28 protein-coding genes are annotated in these 20,958 nt (G+C 60.7%); 14 read left to right on the forward strand and 14 right to left on the reverse strand.

The annotated features are described in order from the left end of the window. Nucleotides 1–82: 82 nt before the first annotated feature. From ACZ5WW_RS22105 to ACZ5WW_RS22130, 6 genes are all read left to right on the forward strand, one after another. Nucleotides 83–1,153 (forward strand): TFIIB-type zinc ribbon-containing protein, encoded by a 1,071-nt coding sequence (locus ACZ5WW_RS22105; RefSeq protein ID WP_377162958.1) that lies wholly within the window; start codon nucleotides 83–85, stop codon nucleotides 1,151–1,153. Nucleotides 1,154–1,159: 6 nt separating this feature from the next. Further along, nucleotides 1,160–2,284, forward strand: coding sequence for a sugar ABC transporter permease (locus ACZ5WW_RS22110; RefSeq protein WP_377162960.1), 1,125 nt, complete (start codon nucleotides 1,160–1,162; stop codon nucleotides 2,282–2,284). A gap of 42 nt (nucleotides 2,285–2,326) precedes the next feature. Next, nucleotides 2,327–3,214 (forward strand): uracil-DNA glycosylase, encoded by an 888-nt coding sequence (locus ACZ5WW_RS22115; protein ID WP_377162962.1) that lies wholly within the window; start codon nucleotides 2,327–2,329, stop codon nucleotides 3,212–3,214. A gap of 15 nt (nucleotides 3,215–3,229) precedes the next feature. Then, a complete protein-coding gene (locus ACZ5WW_RS22120) occupies nucleotides 3,230–3,859 on the forward strand; it encodes a hypothetical protein (protein WP_377162964.1) in 630 nt (209 codons plus the stop codon). 41 nt (nucleotides 3,860–3,900) lie between these two features. After that, the gene (locus ACZ5WW_RS22125; protein WP_377162966.1) at nucleotides 3,901–5,121 is read left to right on the forward strand and encodes a molybdopterin-dependent oxidoreductase; all 1,221 of its coding nucleotides are present in this window, start codon (nucleotides 3,901–3,903) and stop codon (nucleotides 5,119–5,121) included. 70 nt (nucleotides 5,122–5,191) lie between these two features. Further along, nucleotides 5,192–5,518: an H-type lectin domain-containing protein gene (locus ACZ5WW_RS22130; protein ID WP_377162968.1), complete on the forward strand. Its 327-nt coding sequence runs from the start codon at nucleotides 5,192–5,194 to the stop codon at nucleotides 5,516–5,518. Here ACZ5WW_RS22130 and ACZ5WW_RS22135 read toward each other — a convergent pair whose 3' ends face one another. After that, nucleotides 5,519–6,316 (reverse strand): phthiotriol/phenolphthiotriol dimycocerosates methyltransferase, encoded by a 798-nt coding sequence (locus ACZ5WW_RS22135; RefSeq protein ID WP_377162970.1) that lies wholly within the window; start codon nucleotides 6,314–6,316, stop codon nucleotides 5,519–5,521. A gap of 116 nt (nucleotides 6,317–6,432) precedes the next feature. Here ACZ5WW_RS22135 and msrP point away from each other — a divergent pair, with 116 nt between their 5' ends. Together msrP and ACZ5WW_RS22145 are read left to right on the forward strand one after the other, a co-directional pair. After that, the gene (gene msrP, locus ACZ5WW_RS22140; protein WP_377162972.1) at nucleotides 6,433–7,398 is read left to right on the forward strand and encodes a protein-methionine-sulfoxide reductase catalytic subunit MsrP; all 966 of its coding nucleotides are present in this window, start codon (nucleotides 6,433–6,435) and stop codon (nucleotides 7,396–7,398) included. A 7-nt stretch (nucleotides 7,399–7,405) separates the two neighbouring features. Continuing rightward, a complete protein-coding gene (locus ACZ5WW_RS22145; RefSeq protein ID WP_377162974.1) occupies nucleotides 7,406–8,026 on the forward strand; it encodes a protein-methionine-sulfoxide reductase heme-binding subunit MsrQ in 621 nt (206 codons plus the stop codon). 20 nt (nucleotides 8,027–8,046) lie between these two features. Here ACZ5WW_RS22145 and ACZ5WW_RS22150 read toward each other — a convergent pair whose 3' ends face one another. Then, entirely contained in the window at nucleotides 8,047–8,799 is a 753-nt protein-coding gene (locus ACZ5WW_RS22150) for a hypothetical protein (protein ID WP_377162979.1), read from the reverse strand. Nucleotides 8,800–8,901: 102 nt separating this feature from the next. On the opposite strand from ACZ5WW_RS22150, the gene ACZ5WW_RS22155 reads away from it, so the two are divergent. Continuing rightward, nucleotides 8,902–9,243, forward strand: coding sequence for a zinc ribbon domain-containing protein YjdM (locus ACZ5WW_RS22155; RefSeq protein ID WP_377162981.1), 342 nt, complete (start codon nucleotides 8,902–8,904; stop codon nucleotides 9,241–9,243). Here the strand turns inward: ACZ5WW_RS22155 and ACZ5WW_RS22160 are convergent. Beyond that, nucleotides 9,240–10,304: a fatty acid desaturase gene (locus ACZ5WW_RS22160; RefSeq protein ID WP_377162983.1), complete on the reverse strand. Its 1,065-nt coding sequence runs from the start codon at nucleotides 10,302–10,304 to the stop codon at nucleotides 9,240–9,242. The two genes, ACZ5WW_RS22155 and ACZ5WW_RS22160, sit on opposite strands and share 4 nt — an antisense overlap. A gap of 147 nt (nucleotides 10,305–10,451) precedes the next feature. On the opposite strand from ACZ5WW_RS22160, the gene ACZ5WW_RS22165 reads away from it, so the two are divergent. After that, entirely contained in the window at nucleotides 10,452–11,474 is a 1,023-nt protein-coding gene (locus tag ACZ5WW_RS22165; RefSeq protein WP_377162985.1) for a methyltransferase, read from the forward strand. Nucleotides 11,475–11,484: 10 nt separating this feature from the next. Here ACZ5WW_RS22165 and ACZ5WW_RS22170 read toward each other — a convergent pair whose 3' ends face one another. After that, entirely contained in the window at nucleotides 11,485–11,943 is a 459-nt protein-coding gene (locus ACZ5WW_RS22170; protein ID WP_377162987.1) for a DUF5069 domain-containing protein, read from the reverse strand. 99 nt (nucleotides 11,944–12,042) lie between these two features. Here ACZ5WW_RS22170 and ACZ5WW_RS22175 point away from each other — a divergent pair, with 99 nt between their 5' ends. The 3 genes from ACZ5WW_RS22175 to ACZ5WW_RS22185 are packed head-to-tail and all read left to right on the forward strand — an operon-like array spanning nucleotide 12,043 to nucleotide 13,104. Continuing rightward, a complete protein-coding gene (locus ACZ5WW_RS22175; RefSeq protein WP_377162989.1) occupies nucleotides 12,043–12,222 on the forward strand; it encodes a hypothetical protein in 180 nt (59 codons plus the stop codon). Between the two features lie 13 nt (nucleotides 12,223–12,235). Then, nucleotides 12,236–12,448: a hypothetical protein gene (locus ACZ5WW_RS22180; RefSeq protein ID WP_377162991.1), complete on the forward strand. Its 213-nt coding sequence runs from the start codon at nucleotides 12,236–12,238 to the stop codon at nucleotides 12,446–12,448. A gap of 5 nt (nucleotides 12,449–12,453) precedes the next feature. Beyond that, a complete protein-coding gene (locus ACZ5WW_RS22185) occupies nucleotides 12,454–13,104 on the forward strand; it encodes an SGNH/GDSL hydrolase family protein (protein WP_377162993.1) in 651 nt (216 codons plus the stop codon). Between the two features lie 15 nt (nucleotides 13,105–13,119). On the opposite strand, the gene ACZ5WW_RS22190 is transcribed toward ACZ5WW_RS22185, so the two are convergent. The 8 genes from ACZ5WW_RS22190 to ACZ5WW_RS22225 all read right to left on the reverse strand — a co-directional run bounded on the left by ACZ5WW_RS22190 (nucleotide 13,120) and on the right by ACZ5WW_RS22225 (nucleotide 18,671). Further along, nucleotides 13,120–13,458 (reverse strand): hypothetical protein, encoded by a 339-nt coding sequence (locus tag ACZ5WW_RS22190; protein ID WP_377162995.1) that lies wholly within the window; start codon nucleotides 13,456–13,458, stop codon nucleotides 13,120–13,122. A gap of 63 nt (nucleotides 13,459–13,521) precedes the next feature. Continuing rightward, the gene (locus tag ACZ5WW_RS22195) at nucleotides 13,522–14,418 is read right to left on the reverse strand and encodes a class I SAM-dependent methyltransferase (RefSeq protein ID WP_377162997.1); all 897 of its coding nucleotides are present in this window, start codon (nucleotides 14,416–14,418) and stop codon (nucleotides 13,522–13,524) included. A gap of 226 nt (nucleotides 14,419–14,644) precedes the next feature. After that, a complete protein-coding gene (locus tag ACZ5WW_RS22200; protein WP_377162999.1) occupies nucleotides 14,645–15,529 on the reverse strand; it encodes a leucine-rich repeat domain-containing protein in 885 nt (294 codons plus the stop codon). Nucleotides 15,530–15,578: 49 nt separating this feature from the next. After that, nucleotides 15,579–16,040 (reverse strand): cupin domain-containing protein, encoded by a 462-nt coding sequence (locus ACZ5WW_RS22205; protein ID WP_377163001.1) that lies wholly within the window; start codon nucleotides 16,038–16,040, stop codon nucleotides 15,579–15,581. Further along, entirely contained in the window at nucleotides 16,037–17,140 is a 1,104-nt protein-coding gene (gene rlmN, locus ACZ5WW_RS22210) for a dual-specificity RNA methyltransferase RlmN (RefSeq protein ID WP_377163003.1), read from the reverse strand. The genes ACZ5WW_RS22205 and rlmN overlap by 4 nt, the downstream gene beginning before the upstream one ends. Nucleotides 17,141–17,146: 6 nt before the next feature. Then, nucleotides 17,147–17,758: a DNA-3-methyladenine glycosylase I gene (locus tag ACZ5WW_RS22215; protein WP_377163005.1), complete on the reverse strand. Its 612-nt coding sequence runs from the start codon at nucleotides 17,756–17,758 to the stop codon at nucleotides 17,147–17,149. A gap of 6 nt (nucleotides 17,759–17,764) precedes the next feature. After that, a complete protein-coding gene (locus ACZ5WW_RS22220; protein WP_377163007.1) occupies nucleotides 17,765–18,052 on the reverse strand; it encodes a YciI family protein in 288 nt (95 codons plus the stop codon). Nucleotides 18,053–18,080: 28 nt separating this feature from the next. Next, on the reverse strand, nucleotides 18,081–18,671 hold the full coding sequence (locus ACZ5WW_RS22225) for a TetR/AcrR family transcriptional regulator (RefSeq protein WP_377163009.1): 591 nt from the start codon (nucleotides 18,669–18,671) through the stop codon (nucleotides 18,081–18,083). A 95-nt stretch (nucleotides 18,672–18,766) separates the two neighbouring features. Here ACZ5WW_RS22225 and ACZ5WW_RS22230 point away from each other — a divergent pair, with 95 nt between their 5' ends. After that, nucleotides 18,767–19,432, forward strand: coding sequence for a LamG domain-containing protein (locus ACZ5WW_RS22230; protein WP_377163011.1), 666 nt, complete (start codon nucleotides 18,767–18,769; stop codon nucleotides 19,430–19,432). Nucleotides 19,433–19,471: 39 nt separating this feature from the next. On the opposite strand, the gene ACZ5WW_RS22235 is transcribed toward ACZ5WW_RS22230, so the two are convergent. Beyond that, nucleotides 19,472–19,957 carry an FKBP-type peptidyl-prolyl cis-trans isomerase gene (locus ACZ5WW_RS22235; RefSeq protein ID WP_377163013.1) on the reverse strand — a complete coding sequence of 162 codons (486 nt, stop codon included), beginning with the start codon at nucleotides 19,955–19,957 and terminating at the stop codon, nucleotides 19,472–19,474. Between the two features lie 145 nt (nucleotides 19,958–20,102). Then, complete coding sequence (locus ACZ5WW_RS22240; protein ID WP_377163015.1) at nucleotides 20,103–20,879, reverse strand: M90 family metallopeptidase; 777 nt, start codon at nucleotides 20,877–20,879, stop codon at nucleotides 20,103–20,105. Nucleotides 20,880–20,958 lie beyond the last annotated feature (79 nt).

The raw sequence follows: 20,958 nt of genomic DNA on the forward strand, positions 1-20,958 counted from the left end.
TTATTTTCGCGCGGTTTTTGGAATGGACAGGCTTCGGTTTCCTCCGGTAAATCGAGCCTGCTTCCACCCACGCGTTCTTCCCATGCCTGAAGTCACCGCCATTTCCAAGTTTGCCTGTCCTGCCTGTGGTGCCGAGGCAGTCTGGACGCCAGCCAAGCATGCGCTGGTCTGCCCGTACTGCGGCACAGTCTCTCCGGCGGAGCTGAACAACGATGGCTCGCTGGTGGAGGAGAATGACCTTGTGGCCATGCTCCGTGCCATTCCTGACGACCAGCGGGGCTGGGCGGCAGTGCGCAAGACGGTGAAGTGCCAGAGCTGCCAGGCCATCTCTGTTTTTGATGAAAAGAGGGTGGCTCAGAACTGTGACTTCTGCGGATCTCCGGCGATCATCTCCATGGATGACGTCGGCGCCCCGATCCGGCCCGGCAGCCAGCTGCCGTTCAAGATTTCCGAGAGCCAGGTGCGTGAAGACATACGCCGCTGGTATGGCAGCCACTTCTGGGCGCCGAATGCGCTAGGTCAGAAGGCCATGACTGACACGCTGCATGGCATGTACCTGCCCTACTGGACGTTTGATGCCCATGCCGAGTGTCCCTGGGAGGCGGAGGCTGGCTACTACTACTACACCACTGACAGCAAAGGCAACCGCACGAGGCACACACGCTGGGAGTATGCCTCCGGCCATGTCAGCAGCGACTTTGACGATGTGCTGGTGCCGGCCTCCAAAGGCGTGCATGCGGCATTGCTCGAAAAGCTGCAGCCGTTTCCCACCACCACGAATCTGCTGCCGTATGATCCGGGCTATCTTTCCGGCTGGGTGGTGGAGCAGTACCAGATCGATCTCGTCCAGGCGGCGCAGGATTCGAGAGGGCGGATGGACAGCATGCTGCGCAGCCAGTGCACGGCGCAGATTCCGGGGGACACAAGCCGCAATCTGCGGATCTCTCCGGACTACAGCGGGCAGACATTCAAGCATGTGCTGCTGCCGGTATGGCTGCTGACCTACACCTATGGCACCAGGACTTACCAGGTCGCCGTCAACGGTGCCACGGGCAAGATTGGGGGCGAGTATCCGCTGAGCTGGGTGAAGATCACGATTGCGGTCGTGATCGCCTTGATCATTCTCGCCATCTTTATGTCATCTCAGAACTGACGCTGTGTGACTCTTCGCTTTCGAGAACTGCCCATCGCCATCGCGCTGCTCGCGATTTGTGCGTTTTTTGCCATCAAGGATCCGGCGTTTCTGGGCGCACGAAATTTGTCGATGCTCGTCACGGAGCTGTCCATCACGGCGACGCTGGCGATGGGCATGCTGCTCATTCTGCTGCCCGGGCACATTGATCTCTCGGCGGGGAGCGGTGTGGGGCTGCTGGGCGGTGTCGCAAGCGTGCTGGTGTTTCATTGCCACCTGCCGGCGCCAGCGGCTTTGGGAGTGGGATTTTTATGCGGTGTTTTGATCTGGATGGCGATGGGGGCCTTTATTGTGTGTGAGCGCATGCCCTCCTTTATCGTCACGCTGGGAGCGCTGCTGATTTTCAAAGGCCTGTTTTGGCGAGTCATCGACAACGCCACTGTCCCGGTGGCCCCGGGAGGGCAGAGCAATCTGTACTCTCAGCTGACGACCTTTTACCTGCCGCAGGGACTGGGCTGGGGACTGGCTGCGGGGCTTGTGCTGGCGCTGGTCTTGACCACGCTGAGTGCGCGCAAACGCCGTCTGGCGCATGGTTTTTCCGCGGACAGCCGGGAGATGGTGTTTCTGCGCCTGTTCACCGCCGCGCAGGCCATTGTGCTGTTTGTGCTCGTCACAGGCCAGTTTCGTGGCATCCCGCTCCCTTCGCTCATCCTCGGCGCCGTCACGCTGGTGGTGTATGGCGTGACGCAGCACACGGCGCTGGGCAGGCACCTTTATGCCATCGGCGGCAGCAGCGAGGCGGCGATGGTCTCCGGAGTGCCGATGAAGCGCAGCGTGATCGCCGCCTACAGCGGAATGGGGGCCATCGTGGCGATTGTGGGTTTCATGCAGACCTCGTATGTTGGCTCATCGACGACGACCACGGGGGATCTGATGGAGCTGGACGCCGTGGCTGCCTGTGTGATCGGCGGGGTCAGCCTGCGAGGTGGCCGGGGCAATGTGCTGGGGGTGCTGCTGGGGGCCCTCATCATTGCCTGCCTGCTGAACGGCATGGTGCTGACTTCGGTGCAAAATCACAACAAGTACATCGCGCGCGGGGTGGTGCTGATCCTGGCTGTCTGGATGGATATGAGGCTGAGCCGGAGGCAGTGACGGAAGCATTCGACATTCTGGTTTCGTCATTCATTTTCTCCCATGTCCACCGCCAAAAGCCTCCTCAAGCAGCACCTGCAGCAGCGCCAGCTGCAGGGGAAGACGCACATCGCGCTGCGTCCGGGGACGATGGACCGGCTGACCGGGGCCGTCCGTGAGCCTGCGCTGAGAGAGGTGCAAAAGCCTGAGCCGATGAAACCGCTGGCCGCAGCGCCTGCGGCGGCGCCTCTCGCACGCATCCTGAGCGAGCCGCCGCCGGCAGAAACGAAGAAGGCGGGGCTGCTGGAAGTGGGGGGCTCCACCATTGAGGAAAAGCTCGCCGCACTGCGTGCCATGGCCGAGACATGGGAGCCCGCGCTCTCCATGGCCAGCCTGCGCAAGACCATGGTCTTTGCCGTGGGCAATCCGCAGGCCTCCCTGATGTTTGTAGGCGAAGCGCCCGGAGCCGAAGAGGAAAAGCTGCGCGAGCCTTTTGTGGGCCCGGCCGGGCAGAAGCTCACAGCCATCATCAAGGCCATGGGGCTGGACCGTCCGCAGGTGTACATCAGCAACATCTGCAAATTCCGCCCGGCCATGGACAACCAAGGCAGCGGCAACCGCAAACCCACGCCTGAGGAGATGCGTGCGTGCCTGCCCTTCGTTCTGACAGAGATCAGTCTTATCGCGCCCAAAGTCATTGTGGCCCTGGGGGCCACGGCTGCGGAAGGTCTGGGAATCCCTGGCAGCGTCGGTGGCCTGCGCGGGAAGTTTCACAGCACCCAGGGCATACCCACCATGGTCACCTACCATCCCTCCTACCTGCTGCGTGAAGAGAAGATGGGGGATGGCATCCGTGCCAAGCGCCAGGTGTGGGAGGACATGCTCAAGGTCATGGAAAAGCTGGAACTGCCCATCAGCGCCAAGCAGCGCGGGTACTTTCAGGCGAAATAATCCGCCTTACATCCTATGAACAAAAACCTAGTGCTGCTGCTGCTGGCCTCGGGGATGTTCTTTGCGCTGGTGTGGCTGAACTGGCAGCCTGCCAGACCCAAGCCCTCCGTGGTGGCTGAAAAGCCGGCTCCCGTAAAGCCTGCTGCTCCTCCTGAGGCGAGTACGGAAACGGTTTCCAAGGAGGGAGAGCCGCAGCCCAAGCATTACCGACCAAGACAGGTGTCTGAAGCCGTGCGGCGCAAGGTGGACGACTTCATCCGCCGCTACAAGGACGCTTCTCCCGAGGAACTGAACAAGAGCATGGAGCTGGCACCGCTGATGAAGCGCTTTGAGCAGGTGATGAACACGCCCGAATTTCTGAATGAGATGGAAAAGCGCATCGAGGCGATCAAAGCCGCGAGAGGTCAGGAGCACGGCATGCTGACCATCGGCACTGGCAAAAAACTCGATGAACCGGAAAGCCGAGCCATGCTGGAGGCGATGTTTTCTGACGATGCAGACCTGCTGCAGGAATACCTCCTCAACAAGCTCGATGGTGCTATCTTTGAATTTGCCTTTGATCCCACCCTGGAAAACGCAGGCAACGGCGTAAAGGTGCAAGGCGCACCGCCGCCAGCGCCCCCGGCCGGCAAGCTGCCGGATTGAGGGCTTGTCTTTCGCCGACGGTCTGGGTTTAAATCCGGCACATGAAGGCTAGAGCACTCTCCCGCCGTGATTTGTTCAAGCTCGGTACTGCAGGCGCTGCAGTGCTGACACATGCCGAGGCGCAGGCCGCGGGCAAGAAGGCGGGGCCGGTGTGCGAGGAGGGCGGCTGCTGCATCACTCCCTCAGGGGATTTTTACAATGTGGAACGCGGCAATCCGCTGCCATACAAGCTGCCCATCGAGAAGCAGCGGGAAATCGGCATGGTGCGTGAGACCTGGCGGCTTGAGGTCATCGCGGATGCAGCTAGCAATGCGAAGATCGAACGGCCCATGCTGCGCAGCGACGGCACGGCGCTGACATTTGAAAGATTGATGGAGATCGCGAAGACAAAGGCGGTCAGTTATTTGAAAGTGATCACCTGCAACAACCTCGCCGATCCTCTTGGGCATGGCCTGTGGGAGGGAGTGCCGCTGCGGGACGTGCTGTGGGAGTGCGGACCGGTGGAGAACCTGCGTCATGTCTGGTACCACGGCCACCACAACGAGGACCCGAAGCAGATCTTCAAATGCTACCTGCCGATGAACCGCGTGTTTGAAGATCCGCCGGGAGAGCTGCCGGTGATGCTCTGCTACAAGCTCAATGGCGAATTTCTCACCGGCGAGCGCGGCGGTCCGGTGCGGATGATTGTGCCGGAGGCCTACGGCTTCAAATCGGTGAAATGGCTGCAGCGCATTGGTTTTACCAACGCGCACCAGTCTGACGACACGTATGCGAACGGCAACAATGACATCAACTCGTGGCTTAAGACTTTCGCGCGTTTTGGCGACCTGCCAAACAAGCTAAGCGTGAAGGATGAACTAACGCTGCATGGCAATGCGCAGGTGGGCATCTCAGGACTCAGGCAAGTGCAGTACTGGCTGCGGAATGTGAATGAGCCGCTGCCTGCGAACGATCCGCTCTTCACCCGGGCGCCGTGGCAGGAGGCGCAGATCGTGCCCTTTGATGGCAGCGGCATTGCGGGTTTCAAAGGCGCCCCCTTGCATCCGGTCCAGTTTGATTCCGCCACAAGGCTGCCGCGCCAGTGGCCGCTGCGGCACACGCTGTGCCGCTGGACGACGAAGCTGGCGAAGCTTGCGCCTGGCAAGTATGAGCTGCGCTGCCGGACGATCGATGAAAACGGCCATGCGCAGCCGATGCCGCGTCCGTTTCCGAAGTCCGGGAAAAACAACATCCAAAAGGCCCTGCTGGAAGTGGTGGCGTGACGCCGCATGATTTTAAGTGTGACAACAATGAAGGTGGTTCCCGGCCCGGATGATGCTTTACTAGGCTGCCATGAGCTCATCCGCTGTTCCCTGGAAAGTCCTGTCGTCCCATGTCGGTGTCGGAATCCTCACTCCGGGCTGGACGCTTGATGTGGTGTACCCGGACTTTGCGGAGCCGAGGGAGTTTGTTCTGGATGTCGTGTTCGACTCATCGTTTTCGAGCATCCCCGTCGTCCATCTGGGGCTTACTGGATTCGACATGGACCGGCGGGAGAGCTCGAGGCTGACGCTGAAGGCGCAAAACATCACGGAATCTGGCTTTCAGGCGGTCATCTCCACCTGGGATGCGTCGCGTGTATTTTCCGTGGAGTTCAACTGGCTGGCCATCGGGGCCTGATCACGGCTTGCGAAAGCACCAGGAGCGGTAGGAGAGCTCGCCTGACTTCAGCGCTTCATAGACGCGTGCCCCGGGCACTCCGGCAAAGTCACGCCCGAGCGAGTGCAGCGGTGCAGGGAGGCAGCGGGAGACGAGCGCGGCGCTGTGGGCGGCGTTGTGCTCCATGCCGCGCAGCACCTCATGGCTGATGTCGCGGGTTTGCACGATCTCGAGCGGTGCCTGTGAGAGGGCCTGCTCCCAGTCTGCCCATTGATCGCGGAAGCGGAAGTCGGCGTAGAGGAAATGACCGTGTGTTTTCAGCACGCGGGCGACACTGGCCAAAAAGCCTGGGAAATCGGGGTAACAGTGCGAGGCCTCGACATTGATCACCGCATCAAACGTCTGAGGCGGGTAGGGCAATGATTGAGCATCTCCTTGCACAAAGCGGAGCCCGCTGACCTGATGGCGCTTTTTGCAGAAGGCGATGCCGGTGGGATTGAGATCCAGCCCCGTGTAGCTGGCGGGATGCAGTGTGCGCGTGAGCCAGGAGGCGCCGCCTCCGTGGCCGCAGCTCACCTCCAGCACGTCTTTGCCCTGCAGATCCACCTGCGTAGCCACGTGGTGGTAGAGCTGGATGCAGGCGCGGTTGGGTTCGTCAGCGGGGTCAAGCTGCAGGCCCACAGGCGGGTCGGCCTCGAAGGCGTAATTCAAAAACAGCACGTCCTCATTGCGCAGCCGACGGGTGAGAAAGGGGTACCACAGCTGCCAGATGGCTTTGCGGACGGGGCCGATGGAGAAGAGACGTTCGAGCAGGGACATGGAAGTGCGGAGCGTGGGGGGTGATGATGGCAGATGCAACTTGCCAGTTGGCATTCGTTGTGCGGGAATAAAGTCGCCGCCGCCGCCTCACATTGGCACTGCATGTCCTGCCCGTCATGAAAGACAGCCCTCAAATTTCATCCAGCGAGGTCACGCCTGAGGAGACCTTTCTGAACCGGCGCTTCTTCATGAAGTCCGCCATCTGGGCGGGTTCCACGTTGGCCACAGCAGGTCTGTATCGCGCCTTCAGCCCACGGCCCGAGGTGGCGAACACGGGCTCCGCCATCGCCACGGTGGCAGAGCCTGCTTTGCAGACGGCTCTGGCGGCAGATGAGAAGGTGAACTCCTTCACCGATATTGCGGGCTACAACAACTACTACGAGTTTTCGACTGACAAATCCGCCGTGGCTGCGAAGGCCAAAGACTTCGTGACTGATCCGTGGAGCGTGCAGGTGGGCGGGCTGGTGCAGAAGCCGCGCACCTTTGATCTGGCGGACCTGCTGAAGTTTGAATCTGTGGAGCGCATCTACCGCTTCCGATGTGTGGAGGGCTGGTCGATGGTCATACCCTGGGTGGGGTTTCCGCTGTCCAAGCTGCTGAACCAGGTGGGGCCGCTGAGCGCTGCGACGCATGTGGCGTTTGAGACTTACTATGACATCAAGCAGATGCCGGACTCGCGCCATGCAGGCATTGATCTGCCCTATGTGGAGGGTCTGAGACTGGACGAGGCGATGCACCCGCTGACGCTGCTGGCCACAGGGCTGTATGGCAAGACGCTGCCGAATCAGAACGGCGCGCCGGTGCGGCTGGTGGTGCCGTGGAAGTATGGATTCAAGAGCATCAAGTCGGTGGTGAAGATCACGCTGATGGACCGCGAGCCGCCCACCACCTGGAGTCTCGCGAATCCGGGGGAGTACGGCTTCTACTCGAATGTGAACCCGAAGGTGGACCATCCGCGCTGGTCGCAGGCGCATGAGCGGCGCATCGGCGAAATGGGATCGAGGCCCACGCTGATGTTCAACGGCTATGCGGAGCAGGTGGCGCATATGTATGCGGGCATGGACCTCAGCGTGGATTTCTAGACCCGTCATGAATTTCAGCGCAGACACCCGTTTTCACCGGCAGCTTTTCTTTTTCAACGGGCTGCTGCCTGCGCTGCTCATCCTGATCGATGGCTGGCGCGGCAGGCTTGGGGTGAATCCTGCGGAATTCATCACCAGAACCACGGGGGTGCTAACGCTGGTCTTTCTAATGCTGACGCTGCTGGTGACTCCGCTGCGCAAAATTTGCGGCTGGAGCTGGCTGCTGAAACAGCGCCGCCTGCTGGGCCTGTATGCCTTCTTTTATGGCCTCGCGCATCTGCTGACCTACCTGGCCTATGACCGGGACTGGCAGCTGCAAACCGTGGTGGGAGATGTGTACAAGCGGCCCTTCATTGCGCTGGGCATGTTCAGCTTTCTGCTGATGGTGCCGCTCGCGGTGACTTCAACCAATGCCATGATCAAGCGGCTGGGCGGGCAGCGCTGGGCTCAGCTCCACCGCCTGACCTATTACATCACCATCGGCGGCGTGCTGCACTACTGGGCCATTGTGAAGTCGGATGTGACTTATCCGCTCTTCTTCGCTGCGGTGCTTGCGCTGCTGCTGGGGTATCGCGTGGTAGAGGGCATGAAAAAAGCGCGGGGTGCCTCAGCACCGCGCGCTTCGTAAAATTCGCAGGAACAGCCTGATTACTTTTTCTTGGCAGGGGCAGCGTTCCAGACCTTGATGTCATCAAACCAGCCGCTCTGGCCGGCGACGCCGAGCTCGATCTTGGACTTCGTTTCATGGCCGATGCCGGGGGACTTGAGGAAGGCCACGGCCTTGCCGTCGATGCTGACACGCATTTCATCGCCGACGGTTTCCACCACCACGGTGTATTCCTTGTTCTGCTCCAGCTTCACGGGGAAGGTGGCACTCTTGCCGGCCATGAGCTTGTTCACTTCGTCCTTCTTGGCGGGGTCTTTGCGGAGCTCCTTGATGATCAGGTTCTGGCTGCCTTCGCGCTCATCCATGATGGTCACCTTGTCGAGGCGGATCTGGGCACGGCAGAGGTGGCCGTAATGGGCGGCGGTGTATTTGCGGTCGTCGAACTCCACATCCATCATGGTGCAGCCGTCGAAGCGCATCTTCACCTCGATCACGGTGTCCTTGGTGGGGACTTCCAGGCCGTAGACGGCGGCATGCGCGGTGATGATGGACTTGCCATCCTTGGAGGGTTCGTCCTTCACCCGGGTCTGCGTGCCTTTGAGCGCGTTGTTTTCAAAGACGAAAGTGTCCACCACGCGGTGCCAGCGCTTGTCGTGCTCGGTGCCGTTCATGTCATCGGAGAAGAGCAGTTCCTGCTTTTCAGCGATGGGCTTGGCGGGGATCTTGGGAAGGTCAGCGGCAAAGGTGGCTGCACTGATGAAGAGGAAAGGGGCAAGCAGGGTGCGGATGTTCATGGGCGCAAGGAAACGAGTCTATCTGGCGAGTTCATGCGCTGAAATTGCTGAACTTGAGTCAGCGCTTGAGTTTCTTGGCTGCGAAGTGTCTTGTCGTTTCCTATGAGCCAACCTGCCTGCCCGATGTGCGAGATGAATGATGTCCTGGACCATGCCGACCGCTTTGAGTGCATGACCTGCGGACACGAGTGGCCGAAGGAGGCGGCTGCCGATGAGCCGGAGGCCGAGCGCGTGGTGAAAGACGCCTATGGCAATGTGCTCGCGGACGGAGACATCGTGGCCATGATCAAGGATCTGAAGCTCAAGGGCTCCAGCGAAGTGCTCAAAGTCGGCACCAAGTCCAAACCCATCCGTCTGGTGGACGGCGACCACGAAATCTCCTGCAAAATGGACGGCATGGCGATCGGGCTGAAGGCCTGCTTTGTGAAAAAGATCGTCAGCTAGGAGGCTGGTGCGGCAGCAGCATTGAGCTTGGGATTGATCACATGGCGCCACCATGGGGGCAGCAGCACCATGGCGATGGCCCAGAAGTAACCCACCGGAAGTTTGGGGGCTGTGGGCTCGGGGTCCAGCAGGTAGTAGGGCTTCACCGCGATGTGGTGGTAGGAGTGGTGCCCGACGCGGAAGGTGATGTAGCTGGAGAAAAAGTGGTAGGTGTCCCAGGAGTGCTCAGCGCCTGTTTTTTCATACTCGCCGTCCGTTTTGCGGCGCATGAGGCCGTAGTGCTGGATGTAGTTGACCGACTCCAGAACGATGTGCGCGCCCAGGATGTGCGCCAGGTAGAACAGCAGACCGTTGAGCCCTGACAGCAGAAACAGACCGGCCAGCAGCGCCATCTGGCCCAGGGCGTAAATGAGCATTTTGTTTTTCAGCAGGCCTTCGCCGTTGCACCGACGGGCCTCCATTTTCCAGCAGCGGATCATGCTGCCGGGAATCGTGCGGAAGATGTAGGAATAGATGCCTTCGTTGAGCCAGGCGGTGTTTTCATCCTGATCTGTCCCGGCGTGAACGTGATGGCTGCGGATGTGAATGAGCTTGTAGTGGGGGTAGAACAGGAAGGTGGTGAGCAGTCTCTGCATGATCTGATCGAGCTCATCCTTGCCATGCAGCAGCTCATGCGCAGCGCCGAAGCCAATGCCGCCCAATAGGCTCGCAGAGGCGATCAGGATGCCGATTTCCATGGCATTGAAGCGATCGAGGGACATCGCCAGCCAGACCACCGAGACCATGTAGAACAAGGCATAGAGGCGTGTGTTCCAGTGCAGCACCGCCAGCTGACCTGCGGAAAAGTCTGCCTTTTCATAATGACCGTCATCCTGCCAGCCGGTAAGCCAGTCCAGCAGGGGAAGCGCAACCTGCAGAAAGATGATCGGCAGGAGCAGCCACCAGCCGCCGCCCCAGACTCCCAGGGCCAGCATGACAAAGAGCGCATGCGGCAGAAGGCAGAACATGACATGACGGCTGAGGGGCGGCTTGGTCTGGCTTTCAGCGGGGGGGGATTCCATGATGGCAGTGTTCGAGTCCGTTTTCCTAACGATGCGGCGGCGCATCATTCAGAGCCACTAAATCTTTATTTAGCTGGCGGTTTTCCTGTGCTGCAGAACCATGGATGTGATGGTGATCATGCGTCACATTGAGTTCCATTTTTCATTATGTCCGAACCACACACAGCCCCCTCTCCGCAGCTCTTCTTTGAAACGATCAATGCTTTTCAGAAATCCGCAGCGCTGAAAGCTGCGGTGGATCTGGGCCTTTTTGCTGCCATTGGCGAGCCGCCAGCCACGGCGACTGCCGCCGAGATCGCGGAGCGCTGCCAGTGCCCGCTGCGCGGCATCCGCATCCTCGCGGACAATCTCGCGATCATGGGCTTCATCACCAAAGAGGGTGGGAGCTATGCGCTCACTCCGTCGTCGGCCGTCTTTCTGCTGCCGCAGTCTCCAGCTTACATGGGCGGAGCGGTGAATTTCCTTCTCGCGCCCGGTCTCACCGAGGCTTTCACCGATCTGGCCTCCACCATCCGGCTGGGACGCCTGCACACCACGGAGCACGGCACCACTGCGCCGGATCATCCGGCATGGGTGGAGTTTGCCCGGGCCATGGGGCCGATGATGATGCCCACCTCCCAGGGAGCGGCGGCGCTGGCGCCGCTGGATGCGTCCCGCGACACGCGCGTGCTGGACATCTCCTCCAGCCACGGGGCCTACGGCATTGCGGTGGCGCTGAAAAATCCGCGCGCGCACCTCGTGGCGCTGGACTGGGAGGCGGTGCTGGCCGTCACGGAGGAAAATGCCTGGGCTGCGGGCATCGCGGATCGTTTCAGCAAGATCGTGGGAGACGCCTTCACCGTGGATCTCGGCAGCGGCTATGACGTGGTGCTGGTGCCTAATTTCCTGCATCACTTCAATGTGGAGGACTGCACCCGCTTCCTTAAGCGCGTGCATGCGGCGCTGCGTCCGGGTGGCAAGGTGCTGATTGTGGAATTTGTGCCGAATGAAGACCGCATCACTCCGCCGCCAGCGGCAGGCTTCAGTCTTGTGATGCTGGGCACCACGCCGGAGGGGGACGCCTACACCTTTGCGGAGTATGAGAAGATGCTCGCTGAGGCAGGATTCCACGCTGCCGAGCTGCACCCGCTGCCACCCACGGCACAGAGTGCAGTGCTCGCGGTGGCGTGATGCGGGCTGGTTACTTCGCTCCCGGGGTCAGCCTGCCTTCGTCGATCTCGATGAACTCAAACATCGTCTGCACGGTGCCGGGGGGCAGGCCGATCTCCTCCAGGCGCTCGTTCAGACGTTGTGTGCCGGCATCGCGCCAGCCGCGCTTGGTCATGAAGGCGTTCCACACCTCGATCTCCTGCTCGGTGGGCTGGCGACCATTGGCATAGGCCCAGGCGAGCAGGCTTTCATCGCTGCCCCCTTTGAGCGCTTCAGCTTCGAGTGCGGCGTAGTCGATCTGCAGAAACTCGCAGCAGCGCCAGTCAAAGCTGCCCTTCACCGCTCCACGCATGGGCTGCCAGTCCTTGGGCAGGTTGCCGGCGGCCATGAGGCGGATCTTGTCCAGCATGCGGCCGAAATAGACGAGGCCGTTCACCTGGTCGTAGGGGCTGCGGAGTCCGGGAATGAGGGTGGGGTAGGGGTGTGCCATGATGGAGTGAGCATCGACAGCACAAGCCTTCGGTTCAAGCAACACCTGAGGGTGAAGCAGCCTTTGCAAAGCGCGCATTTTTAAATATAACGGGACGGCATGCGCAGTCAGAAAATCAACAACCGTAGTCCCCGACCTTTCAAGACGAAAACGGACCGCTGGTCAGGCGGGCAGGGATTCATTCCCTTTTCAGGCCCCAAGCCGGCGGTGCGTCCGGCCAAGCAACTGCCCGAGGCCAGGCCAGAAGCGGAAAAGCCCGGGGACAAAGCCAAGGAATAGGAGACTGCACCTCATGGCAAACCCGGACAATGTGCAGATGGCGGCGAACTTCGGAGCCTTCATGCTTGCTGCAGGCGGTCTGGGTTTGCTGAGCGGCACCACGCTGGGGCGGAGCGGCCTGATTCGCCGTGCTGAACAGCCGGCGGCATTTTATGTCACCTGCTGCAGCCATCTGGCCGTGGGTGCTTTCTGCTGCCTGGGCCAGTATTTTGCGCCCACCGCCTGACCCGTATGGTGCGTGTTTTCATTTTATGGCTGGCCGTGAGCCTTGGCGCATTTGCACAAAGCTCCGCTGTGCGCCGTGTGATCTTGTTTGGGGATTCCATCACCGCAGGCGGTGCGCTGCCCAAGGAGGAGCGTGGCATGCTCTGGGTCACCCAGGTGCAGGAGCAGTCTGAGCGGGCCCTCATTCTGGTCAATGAAGGCAAAGGCGGCAGGCCCACGAACTCGCTGCCCGAGTTTGATGAGATGCTGGCGCGGCATGCAAAGGCGGACGCACTGGTGATCGCCCTGGGCATGAATGATTCACGCGACATCACACCGCAGTGTGTGCCCAAGGCGGTGGCGAATGTGCGGGCGATGATCGGGAAAGCGCGCGCGGTTTACGGAGCCAGGCTGCCTGTGCTGCTCGTGGGGCCCAGCAACATCAACAAGGCCGCGCTGGGGCCGACGAAGCCCATCGCCAATGAACGCGAGGCCAAGCTGCGCGAGCTCGGTGCCGCGTTTGAGATGCTCGCGGTGGAAACGAAGAGCGAGTTTGTCAGCCTCTTCGGAGCCGTGCCGGATGCTGCACTGCTCAAAGACGGCGTGCATCCCGATGGTGCCGGGAATGACGCTATCGCGAAGGTGATGGGGAAGAAGCTGAAGGCGTTGGGATGGTAGCGGCACATGCTCCAATCATCTGGCCCGGGCGATGCCGGACTTCACGTTGGAGATGGCCTTGGTGATCTTTTCCTGCATCTTCGCCTTGTCGCCTGTGGTGGCAAAGGCGATGGCCTCATCCACGTAGCCGATGGCATGCTTGCGCTGCCCTTCTTTGTTTGGCCTGGCATGCACCAGAGCCTTTCTGGCGGCACGCAGGCTGGTGAGCGGCGCCTTGGCCGTGTGGGCGGCTTCCAGATGCCCGAGGGCCGTGCGCATGTGCGGCTGGTCATCGGCTTCGTTGGCGGAAAGCGGTGTGAGGGCCGGGATCAAAACCATGGCCAGCATCAGACGGATGGCGGTTCGGCGGTTCATGACGTGCTTGGTTGAGTTGGCGGAATTATAGCCAGCCGCCTGAAACCACGTCAATGCCCTGATTTACCGCAGCATCATCCACAGCGTGCTGGAGCCGTGGCCGGGCGGGAAGTCCACAGGGGGGGGCAGCTTGACGTAGTCGGCCGTGCGGCGCTTGCCCTTTGCGCACCAGCGGGCGCTACGCTCCAGCCTGGCAGGGTCAAGTTTGGTGCAGTTCGTGGAAAGCAGGATGGCGCATTTCGGCGCTGCCACTTCCAGCGCGGCGCTGAGCAGGTCTTCAAAGTGGTCCTCCACCTGCCAGCGGCGGCCGTTCTTGCTGCGGGAAAAGGTGGGCGGATCGAGGATGATGGCGTCAAAGCGCTCGCCACGCACAGCGAGCTGTGGCAGAAGTTCGGCGGCATCCTCCGCCACAAAGCGGTGCTTCGTTTCCGCGACGCCATTGAGCGCGAGATTGTGCCTGCCGCGATCCAGCGACTTGCGGGACAAATCCACGCTCAGCGTCTCCGCACCTGCCAGCGCGGCCACCAGCGAGAAACTGCAGGTGTAGGCAAAGGTGTTCAGCACGCGCCTGGGCTTCAAAGCGTGCAGCTTGGCGCGGTTCAGGCGCTGGTCCAGGAACAGCCCGTGACTGTAGCTGGCGCCGATGTCGAGGCCGTAGCGAATGCCGGCCTCCGTGACCACCGTGGTGAGCGGCAGGGAGGCATCGCCGCTGTGCAGCACCGGTGAGACGCGGTCGGCGTTCTTGATGGGCATGAACCGGTGGAAGACGCGCACGGGCTGCCAGCCGGAATCTGTGCACCACTTGGTGAGTCCAGCAGAGAGTTCATCGCGTGCGGCATCGCTTTTGTAGGAAAGGATCACGTCATCACCCAGCCGCTCCACCCAGCCGCCGGGGCCTGAGGCGAGGCGATGCGCATTGGTGCCTGCAGCTTCAATCGTTTTGCACTGGGCGGGAGTCATCCAGATCACGGATGGAGGAGCAGGACGGGGGGCGGGGGGAATAATCACTGCCTCACTCCTGCCGCAAGAAGAGCGGCGAGGCAATGGAGGTGTTTGGCTTCAGCGGTCGAAGCACGCAGCCCGCCTTACCTGCGGTGCTAAAACACAATGCCAGCTAATACTGGATAGCCGGCAGGAGAACCCTCAAAATCCCTTCATCCTTCACCCGTCCAGTATGGCGAGGCAGTTATTTGTAGCCAAAAACCTTCAGGTCATCCCTGCAGGCGAAATCTTGGACGTAGCACTTGCTCACGCTGACCTTTCTTAAATGAGGAAGCTTTATAAGTGATAACAGTGCATCGCGGTCTATTTTGATGCCGACACCACTGAAAACCTCCAGGCTGTTCATTGAATCAAAAAAGCACCCTTTTAAACCGAACTGGCAATGACTAACATTTAATAAAACAAGTGAGAGGCATTGCATAATGACGCTGGCTTCTGGTATTTTGCCGCAACGTTCTAATTCCAGCCGCTGCAAATGCTCCAACGATGAAAGTGCCTGGAGTTCAAGGAAGGAAGAACGTCCCAAATCTAAATCAATAATCTGAGGGCATTGATCGAGTCCGTCTGTGTGCGGAATTTTGCAATCCCAAAGACGCAGTTGCTTCAATTTGCGCATTCCGGCGACGAAGGAACAATTGGCCGCTTTTACTCCCCTCAGCTCAATCCATTCCAAAGCTTCACAAGCCTTGAGATCGTTCAATGAAAATGTTTTTGGCCCGGACCGGAATTTTTTAAGGTTCGGAATATGCTTCAAGAGAGAACAATCAAACCAGCAGTAATCTCCTGTGGTGATCTCTTTGAGTGATGGAATGGCCAGAAGCGCCGAGCAGTCGGCAGACTTGGGAAGATGATTGATGTGTAGACTTTGGAGAGCAACAAGCCCTTCTAGAAAGCCAAGGCTCTTCAGTTCGCTGATCGGTTGCATTAATACAATGCGTTTGAGGTTTGGAACTGCCGCCAGTTGATCCGCCAATGCCGCTACATCCAGAGGGTCATTTTTGATGGTGGCCTGCAGCCCATCCTCATAATCCTCGAATTTAATTTGATTGGAACTGTTTACGGTCGTCATATCTTTATCTCCATGCAAAACTGCATGCTGATAGTGCTCTGATCAAGCCTCACTCCTTCGGCGGCCACACAGCGCCTGCGAGCTCCTTGGGCAGTTGTGTTGGATCAGTCGGGTAGATGAGCTTCATGTCGGGCTTGTTGGTGGCACCTGGAAGCAACTCTGTCTCCTCCGGCGCACCGATGATGAGCCAGAGCACTTCTTCGGCGGTGTCGTTAAACACCTGGCGCAGTTGATCCGGCCCTACGTGGACACCGCCATGTTTCGGCACGGTGAGTGTTTCATCGCCCACGCGCATGCGGCCCGTGCCCTCGAGGACAAAGTAGAACTCCTCGGCGCGGATGTGTTTGTGAAGCGTGTTCGCGCTCATGGGCGGCATGCGCCAGAGGCGTGCGCCCATGTTTTCGCTGCCGGTGCGCTCCAGAAAATCTGCGTTCGGGATGCGCATGAGATTCGACAGGCGCCAGGTGAGATCATCCGGCGTGATGAGATGGAAGCCTTGCACGGGGTTCATGGTGTGGCGCATGATTGCGCCGCCTCGCGCTTCCGCAACTGCCCGCAGGCGGCATCGATGTCCGGCCCACGTGCGCGGCGCAGGTGGGCCACGGTGCCGTGGGCGCGGAGTTCGGCGAGGAAGGCCTCCGTTTGCTCCAGGCTGCTCGGCGCATAGGTGCGGCCACGCAGGCTGAGGCCGGTGGCATTGTAGCGCAGCAGATTCACATGCATGCGCCGTCCTTTCAGCAGACGCGACAGATCGCGCGCCTGCGAGAGGGAATCGTTCACGCCATCGAGCAGGCAGTACTGGATGGTGGTGATGCGGCCGCTGCTTGCCTGATAACGATCCACGGCGGCGAGCACGTCCTGCACATCAAAGCGTTTGCCCATGGGCAGCAAGTCAGTACGCGTTGCATCATCTGGTGCGTGCAAAGACAGCGCGAGATGCACGCCTAGATTCGCCGCGCGCAGTTCATCGATTCCGGGCACGATGCCCACGGTGGAGACGGTGATCTGCCGCCAGCCAAAGGCGCCGAGTGCGGGATCGGCGATGCGCCGCACCGCAGCCAGCACGTTTTTGAGATTCAGCATCGGCTCGCCCATGCCCATGAAGACGATGGTGCGCAGCGTGCGGCCGGCAGCGTGTGCCTCGCGACGCAGGTGGATGAACTGCTCCACGATCTCGCCGGAGGTGAGATTTCTCTCAAAGCCGGTCTGCGTGGTGGCGCAGAAGTCACAGCCCATGGCGCAGCCCACCTGGCTGGAAATGCAGCCCGCTGCGCGGTCCGGGTGGTAGTCTGGCATGAGCACGGACTCCACCGTGCGGCCATCATGCAGGCGCAGCAGCAGCTTGGTGGTGCCGTCTTCGGAGACCTGACGCATGGCGAGGCTGGCAGCAGCCGTGGGAAAGGCGGCCTGGAGCTGTTCTTCGAGCTTTCCAGGAAGAAGGAAGCCTGCGCGGCTCTTTGGCGGCTCCGCAGCCAGCAGGCCACGGATCACACGCGGCGTGTGCGCATTGTTGAAGCCCTGGCTTTGCATCCATGCACCCAGCTCCTCGGCGGAGAGGTCGGTCAGAGGGCGTGCGGTGGTGCAATCTGCGAGCGATTTATCGTAAGCCATGACGGCTCAGCTATGCGGACGCTGGAAGCTTTTGCGAGCTTTTTCCGCCTTGGCGCGGATGAAGCAGCCGTTTGCGTGGTCATTGATGAGACCCATCGCCTGCATGAAGGCATACACCGTCGTCGGGCCGACGAATTTCCAGCCGCGCCTTTTCAGCTCCTTGGAAAGCGCAACGGATGCTGCCGAGGTGGAGGCGGTCAGCGGTTTCCCGAGTGTCCGGGGATCGGGCTCATAGCGCCAGACAAAGGCGGCCAGGGAGCCCTCCTGCTTCACCATCTCGCGTGCACGCTGCGCGTTGTTGATGACGGCCTCGATCTTGCCGCGATGGCGGATGATGCCTGCGTCTTCAATCAGGCGCGCCACGTCTTTCTCCTTGAAGCGCGCCACGCGGTCGAAGTCAAAGCCGTGGAAGGCACGGCGGAAGTTTTCACGTTTTGCGAGGATGGTGCGCCAGCTCAGGCCGGACTGAAACCCCTCCAGGCTGAGCTTTTCAAACAAGCGGTGATCGTCCGCCACAGGGAAGCCCCACTCCGTATCGTGGTAGGCGGGGAATTCCGGTGCGGAGGCGCACCAGTGGCAGCGCTCTTTGCCATCATCGGAGGTGTGGGGCAGGCTCATGGTGGTTCAGGAAACGAGGAATTGAAGACGCTCATCGGCCATGCCGGGGGCGAATTCGTGGAGCTCCGCGGTCACGATGCCTTCGGCGACGAAGGGATCTTCAGCGATACGCTGCTGCAGGTCAGCGAGCGAGGTGTGGTGGGCAAGAATGCCGCCGCCTAGGCCGGGCTCCAGGCTGCCCGCCAGCAGAAAAACGCTTTCGGCAAAGCCGCGTTTGATCCAGGCCTTGTGGCCGTCCATGAACTGGCCGGCCTGACTTTTCTTTTCGGTGAAACGGAGAAAGATGATGAACATGAGGTGAGGTGTGTACGAGGTGAAAAGATCAGCGCCGAGCGCGGCGGGCGGGCTTGGGGCTCAGTCCGGCGAGCCACTCCTGCACACGCTGTACCTCGGCGCGGATGAAGGACTCATCGTGGAAAGCCTGCGCCAGTGTGGCGGTGCCCTGGCTCCAGGCCAGCAGGTGCATGGCGTGGGCCTTGGATTCGTCTCCGCAGCCGAGCTGCTCAAACTGGCGCTTCAGCCAGTCGCGGAAGAGGGTGAAGATCTTGTTTGCCTGTGCGAGCGCGGCGTGCTCCAGCTTGGCCAGCTCCGTGCAGAGGGTGCCCACCGGACAGCCGTGGAGGAGGATTTTCGCACGGTTCATGATGAGAATGTTGATGAAGCAGCGGATGCGATCCGCCGCCGTGCAGCCGTCAGCCTCCCATTGCTCCAGCATGCTGCGTGTGCGCCGCAGCCGCAGGTCGATCACGGCCTCCAGGATGTCGTCCCGGGTCCTGAAGTGGAAGGTGAGATTTCCGCGCGTGATCTGCACCGCCGCCGCGACGTCTGCGACGGATGTGTATTCGAAGCCCTTCTGATAAAACAGACGGTCTGCGGTCTCGATGATCCGGTCTCGTGTGCTAGGGGCGTTCATACTGGCCTGATGATGCGATTTAGGACAAGTGTCCTATAGTGTCAAGGGCGTGATGTGAGTGATATTTCCGCAGCCGTTCAGCGTTTCAGCGCATCATGCCCACGCCTCTTCGTCTTGCTGCCCTCCTCGCTCTTTCATTCATCCCGCATTCCGTGCCTGCGGCGGAGGCGGAGTACAAGCCGGAGCTGTTTCAGACGCTGAAGCCGGTGTATGCAGACACCTTTGATGCAGGCCCGCTGAACACGGAGTTCTGGGAGGTGCGGCAGAGCACCACGTGGGCGGTGAAGGACGGCGTGCTCACCGGCAGTCCTTCGTCCAAGGAGTTTCAGGAGAGGAAGAAGGCCAGCGACGATCCCTCCCACGCGGGGCTCAAGCCCGTCATATGGCTCAAGAAGGTGCCGGAAAATTTCGTCTGCGCCATGCGCGTGCGCTATGATGCCACAGCCTACCAGAAAGGCTTTCCGCTGTTTGACCTGGGCCACCACACTCACACGCTGAGCTTCGGGGAAAAGGCCACCACGCTCACCATCAAGAAGAACGTGCAGAGCGCGCCCGTGGAGCAGCCGCTGTTTGCGCTGAACCAGTGGCACGAAGTGGTGATTGAGCTCAAAAAAGGGAAGCTGCTCCTCAGCATTGATGGGAAGAAGCACCTCTTTGAGAGCAGCAACATCGACATGACCGGTCAGGCGCAGATCGACTTCAAGGCAGTCGATTTTGGCACCTGCCAGATCGACTCCATCAGACTGTGGGAGGGGCTGTGAAAGCTGGCTGGCTTTGGTCCTAGAGGGCCAGGTCCTGGCTCAGAGCGCGCCGTGCACCTGAAGCAGCTGCACCTGGAAAATGAGGTCGCTGTTGGCGGGGATGGCGCCCATGGACTGCGGCCCGTAGCCAAGGTTGGAGGGGATGTAGAGGAGGAAGACATCGCCCGGCTTCATGAGCTGCAGCGCCTCCGTCCAGCCGGGGATGACCTGGTTCACACCAAAGGTGGCGGGCTGGCCGCGGTCGTAGGAGCTGTCAAAGACGGTGCCGTTTGTCAGCGTGCCGCGATAGTGCACGGTCACGGAATCGTTGAGTGCAGGCGACTTGCCGCCTGCGGGGCCTGCGGTGAGCACTTTGTAGCGCAGGCCGCTTGCCGTGGTCACCATGCCGTCTGCAGACAGAGCCCCGCCAGCAGGCACCGTGGCGGCGGCTTTCTGAGCCGGTTCAGATTTTTTGCTGCTTTCACAGCCGGGCATCAGGAGCAGCAGCGCAGCGGACAGGGACGAGCATATCAAGGGGCGGTTCATGGCGGCAGTGTGGTCTGGGGGGTGGTGCTGGTGTCATAGTGGCGGACCCCGGCTGGCGGAAGATGTGGGTGGGAAAGAGGTGTCGTGCAACCGAGATACGAAAGGAAGGGAGGCCGGAAAAAGGGACGCTGAGGTGGTTGCTGCCTCACCGCAGCCATTCGCACGGGTCCAGGCTGTAGTATTTCATCAGCTCTGCATAGAGCTCCGGCCGCTCTTCGGAGAGCTGCCGGGGCTTTTCGAAAAAGGTCTCCGTGGCGACCGCGAAAAATTCGGCAGGATTGGTCGCGCCGTAGGCGTCCAGCGTCTTCTCGGTGCCTTCCTCCGTTTTCTGCAAAAAGTCGGCATAGTTGTCATGAAACACGCGCGACCACCTGCGGTAGGCCGCACCGCTGGCCAGGGCGGGGGCACCGTCCGTGGGGCCGTCTTCGCGATCTAGCTGATGGGCAAACTCATGGAAGGTCACATTGTCGCCGTCATCCGGGTAGTGCGCCCCCTGAGCCACAGAGTCCCAGGCCAGCACCACGGTGCCCCAGCGGGAAGACTCCCCCAGCCGACGCACCGCCCCCTCTGTGACGATGCCGTGGGCGTCCATGCGCGTGCTCACGGAGCTGAAAGTGGCCGGGTAGACATACACCGCGCTCAGCTTTGGGTAGGGGCGGCCTTCGCGCTGCAGCACCAGCAGGCAGGCCTGCGCGGCTATCGTGAGGATCATGGACTCCGTGAGCTCCAGACCGCCGCAACCTTCAAAACGGACGCTCGAGATGAACTGCGTGATCCGCTGGTGCAGCCGCAGCCGCAATTCCTCCGGAAGCCGTGTATAAAGGGGCATGTTTTGTTGCAGCAGCCCGATCCATTCCGGGCGGAAAACTTCTGCCATCGTGGCCCCGCCGCCAAACAACTCCTTGAGCTTCTGCCAGATCATGAGCGTCACGATACTGGGGCTGGACGATGCTGCCAGATCATTTGTGGGGAGTCTGGGCCTAGGGGGCCTCACCTGCGCG

The organism is Prosthecobacter fluviatilis (assembly GCF_055388355.1).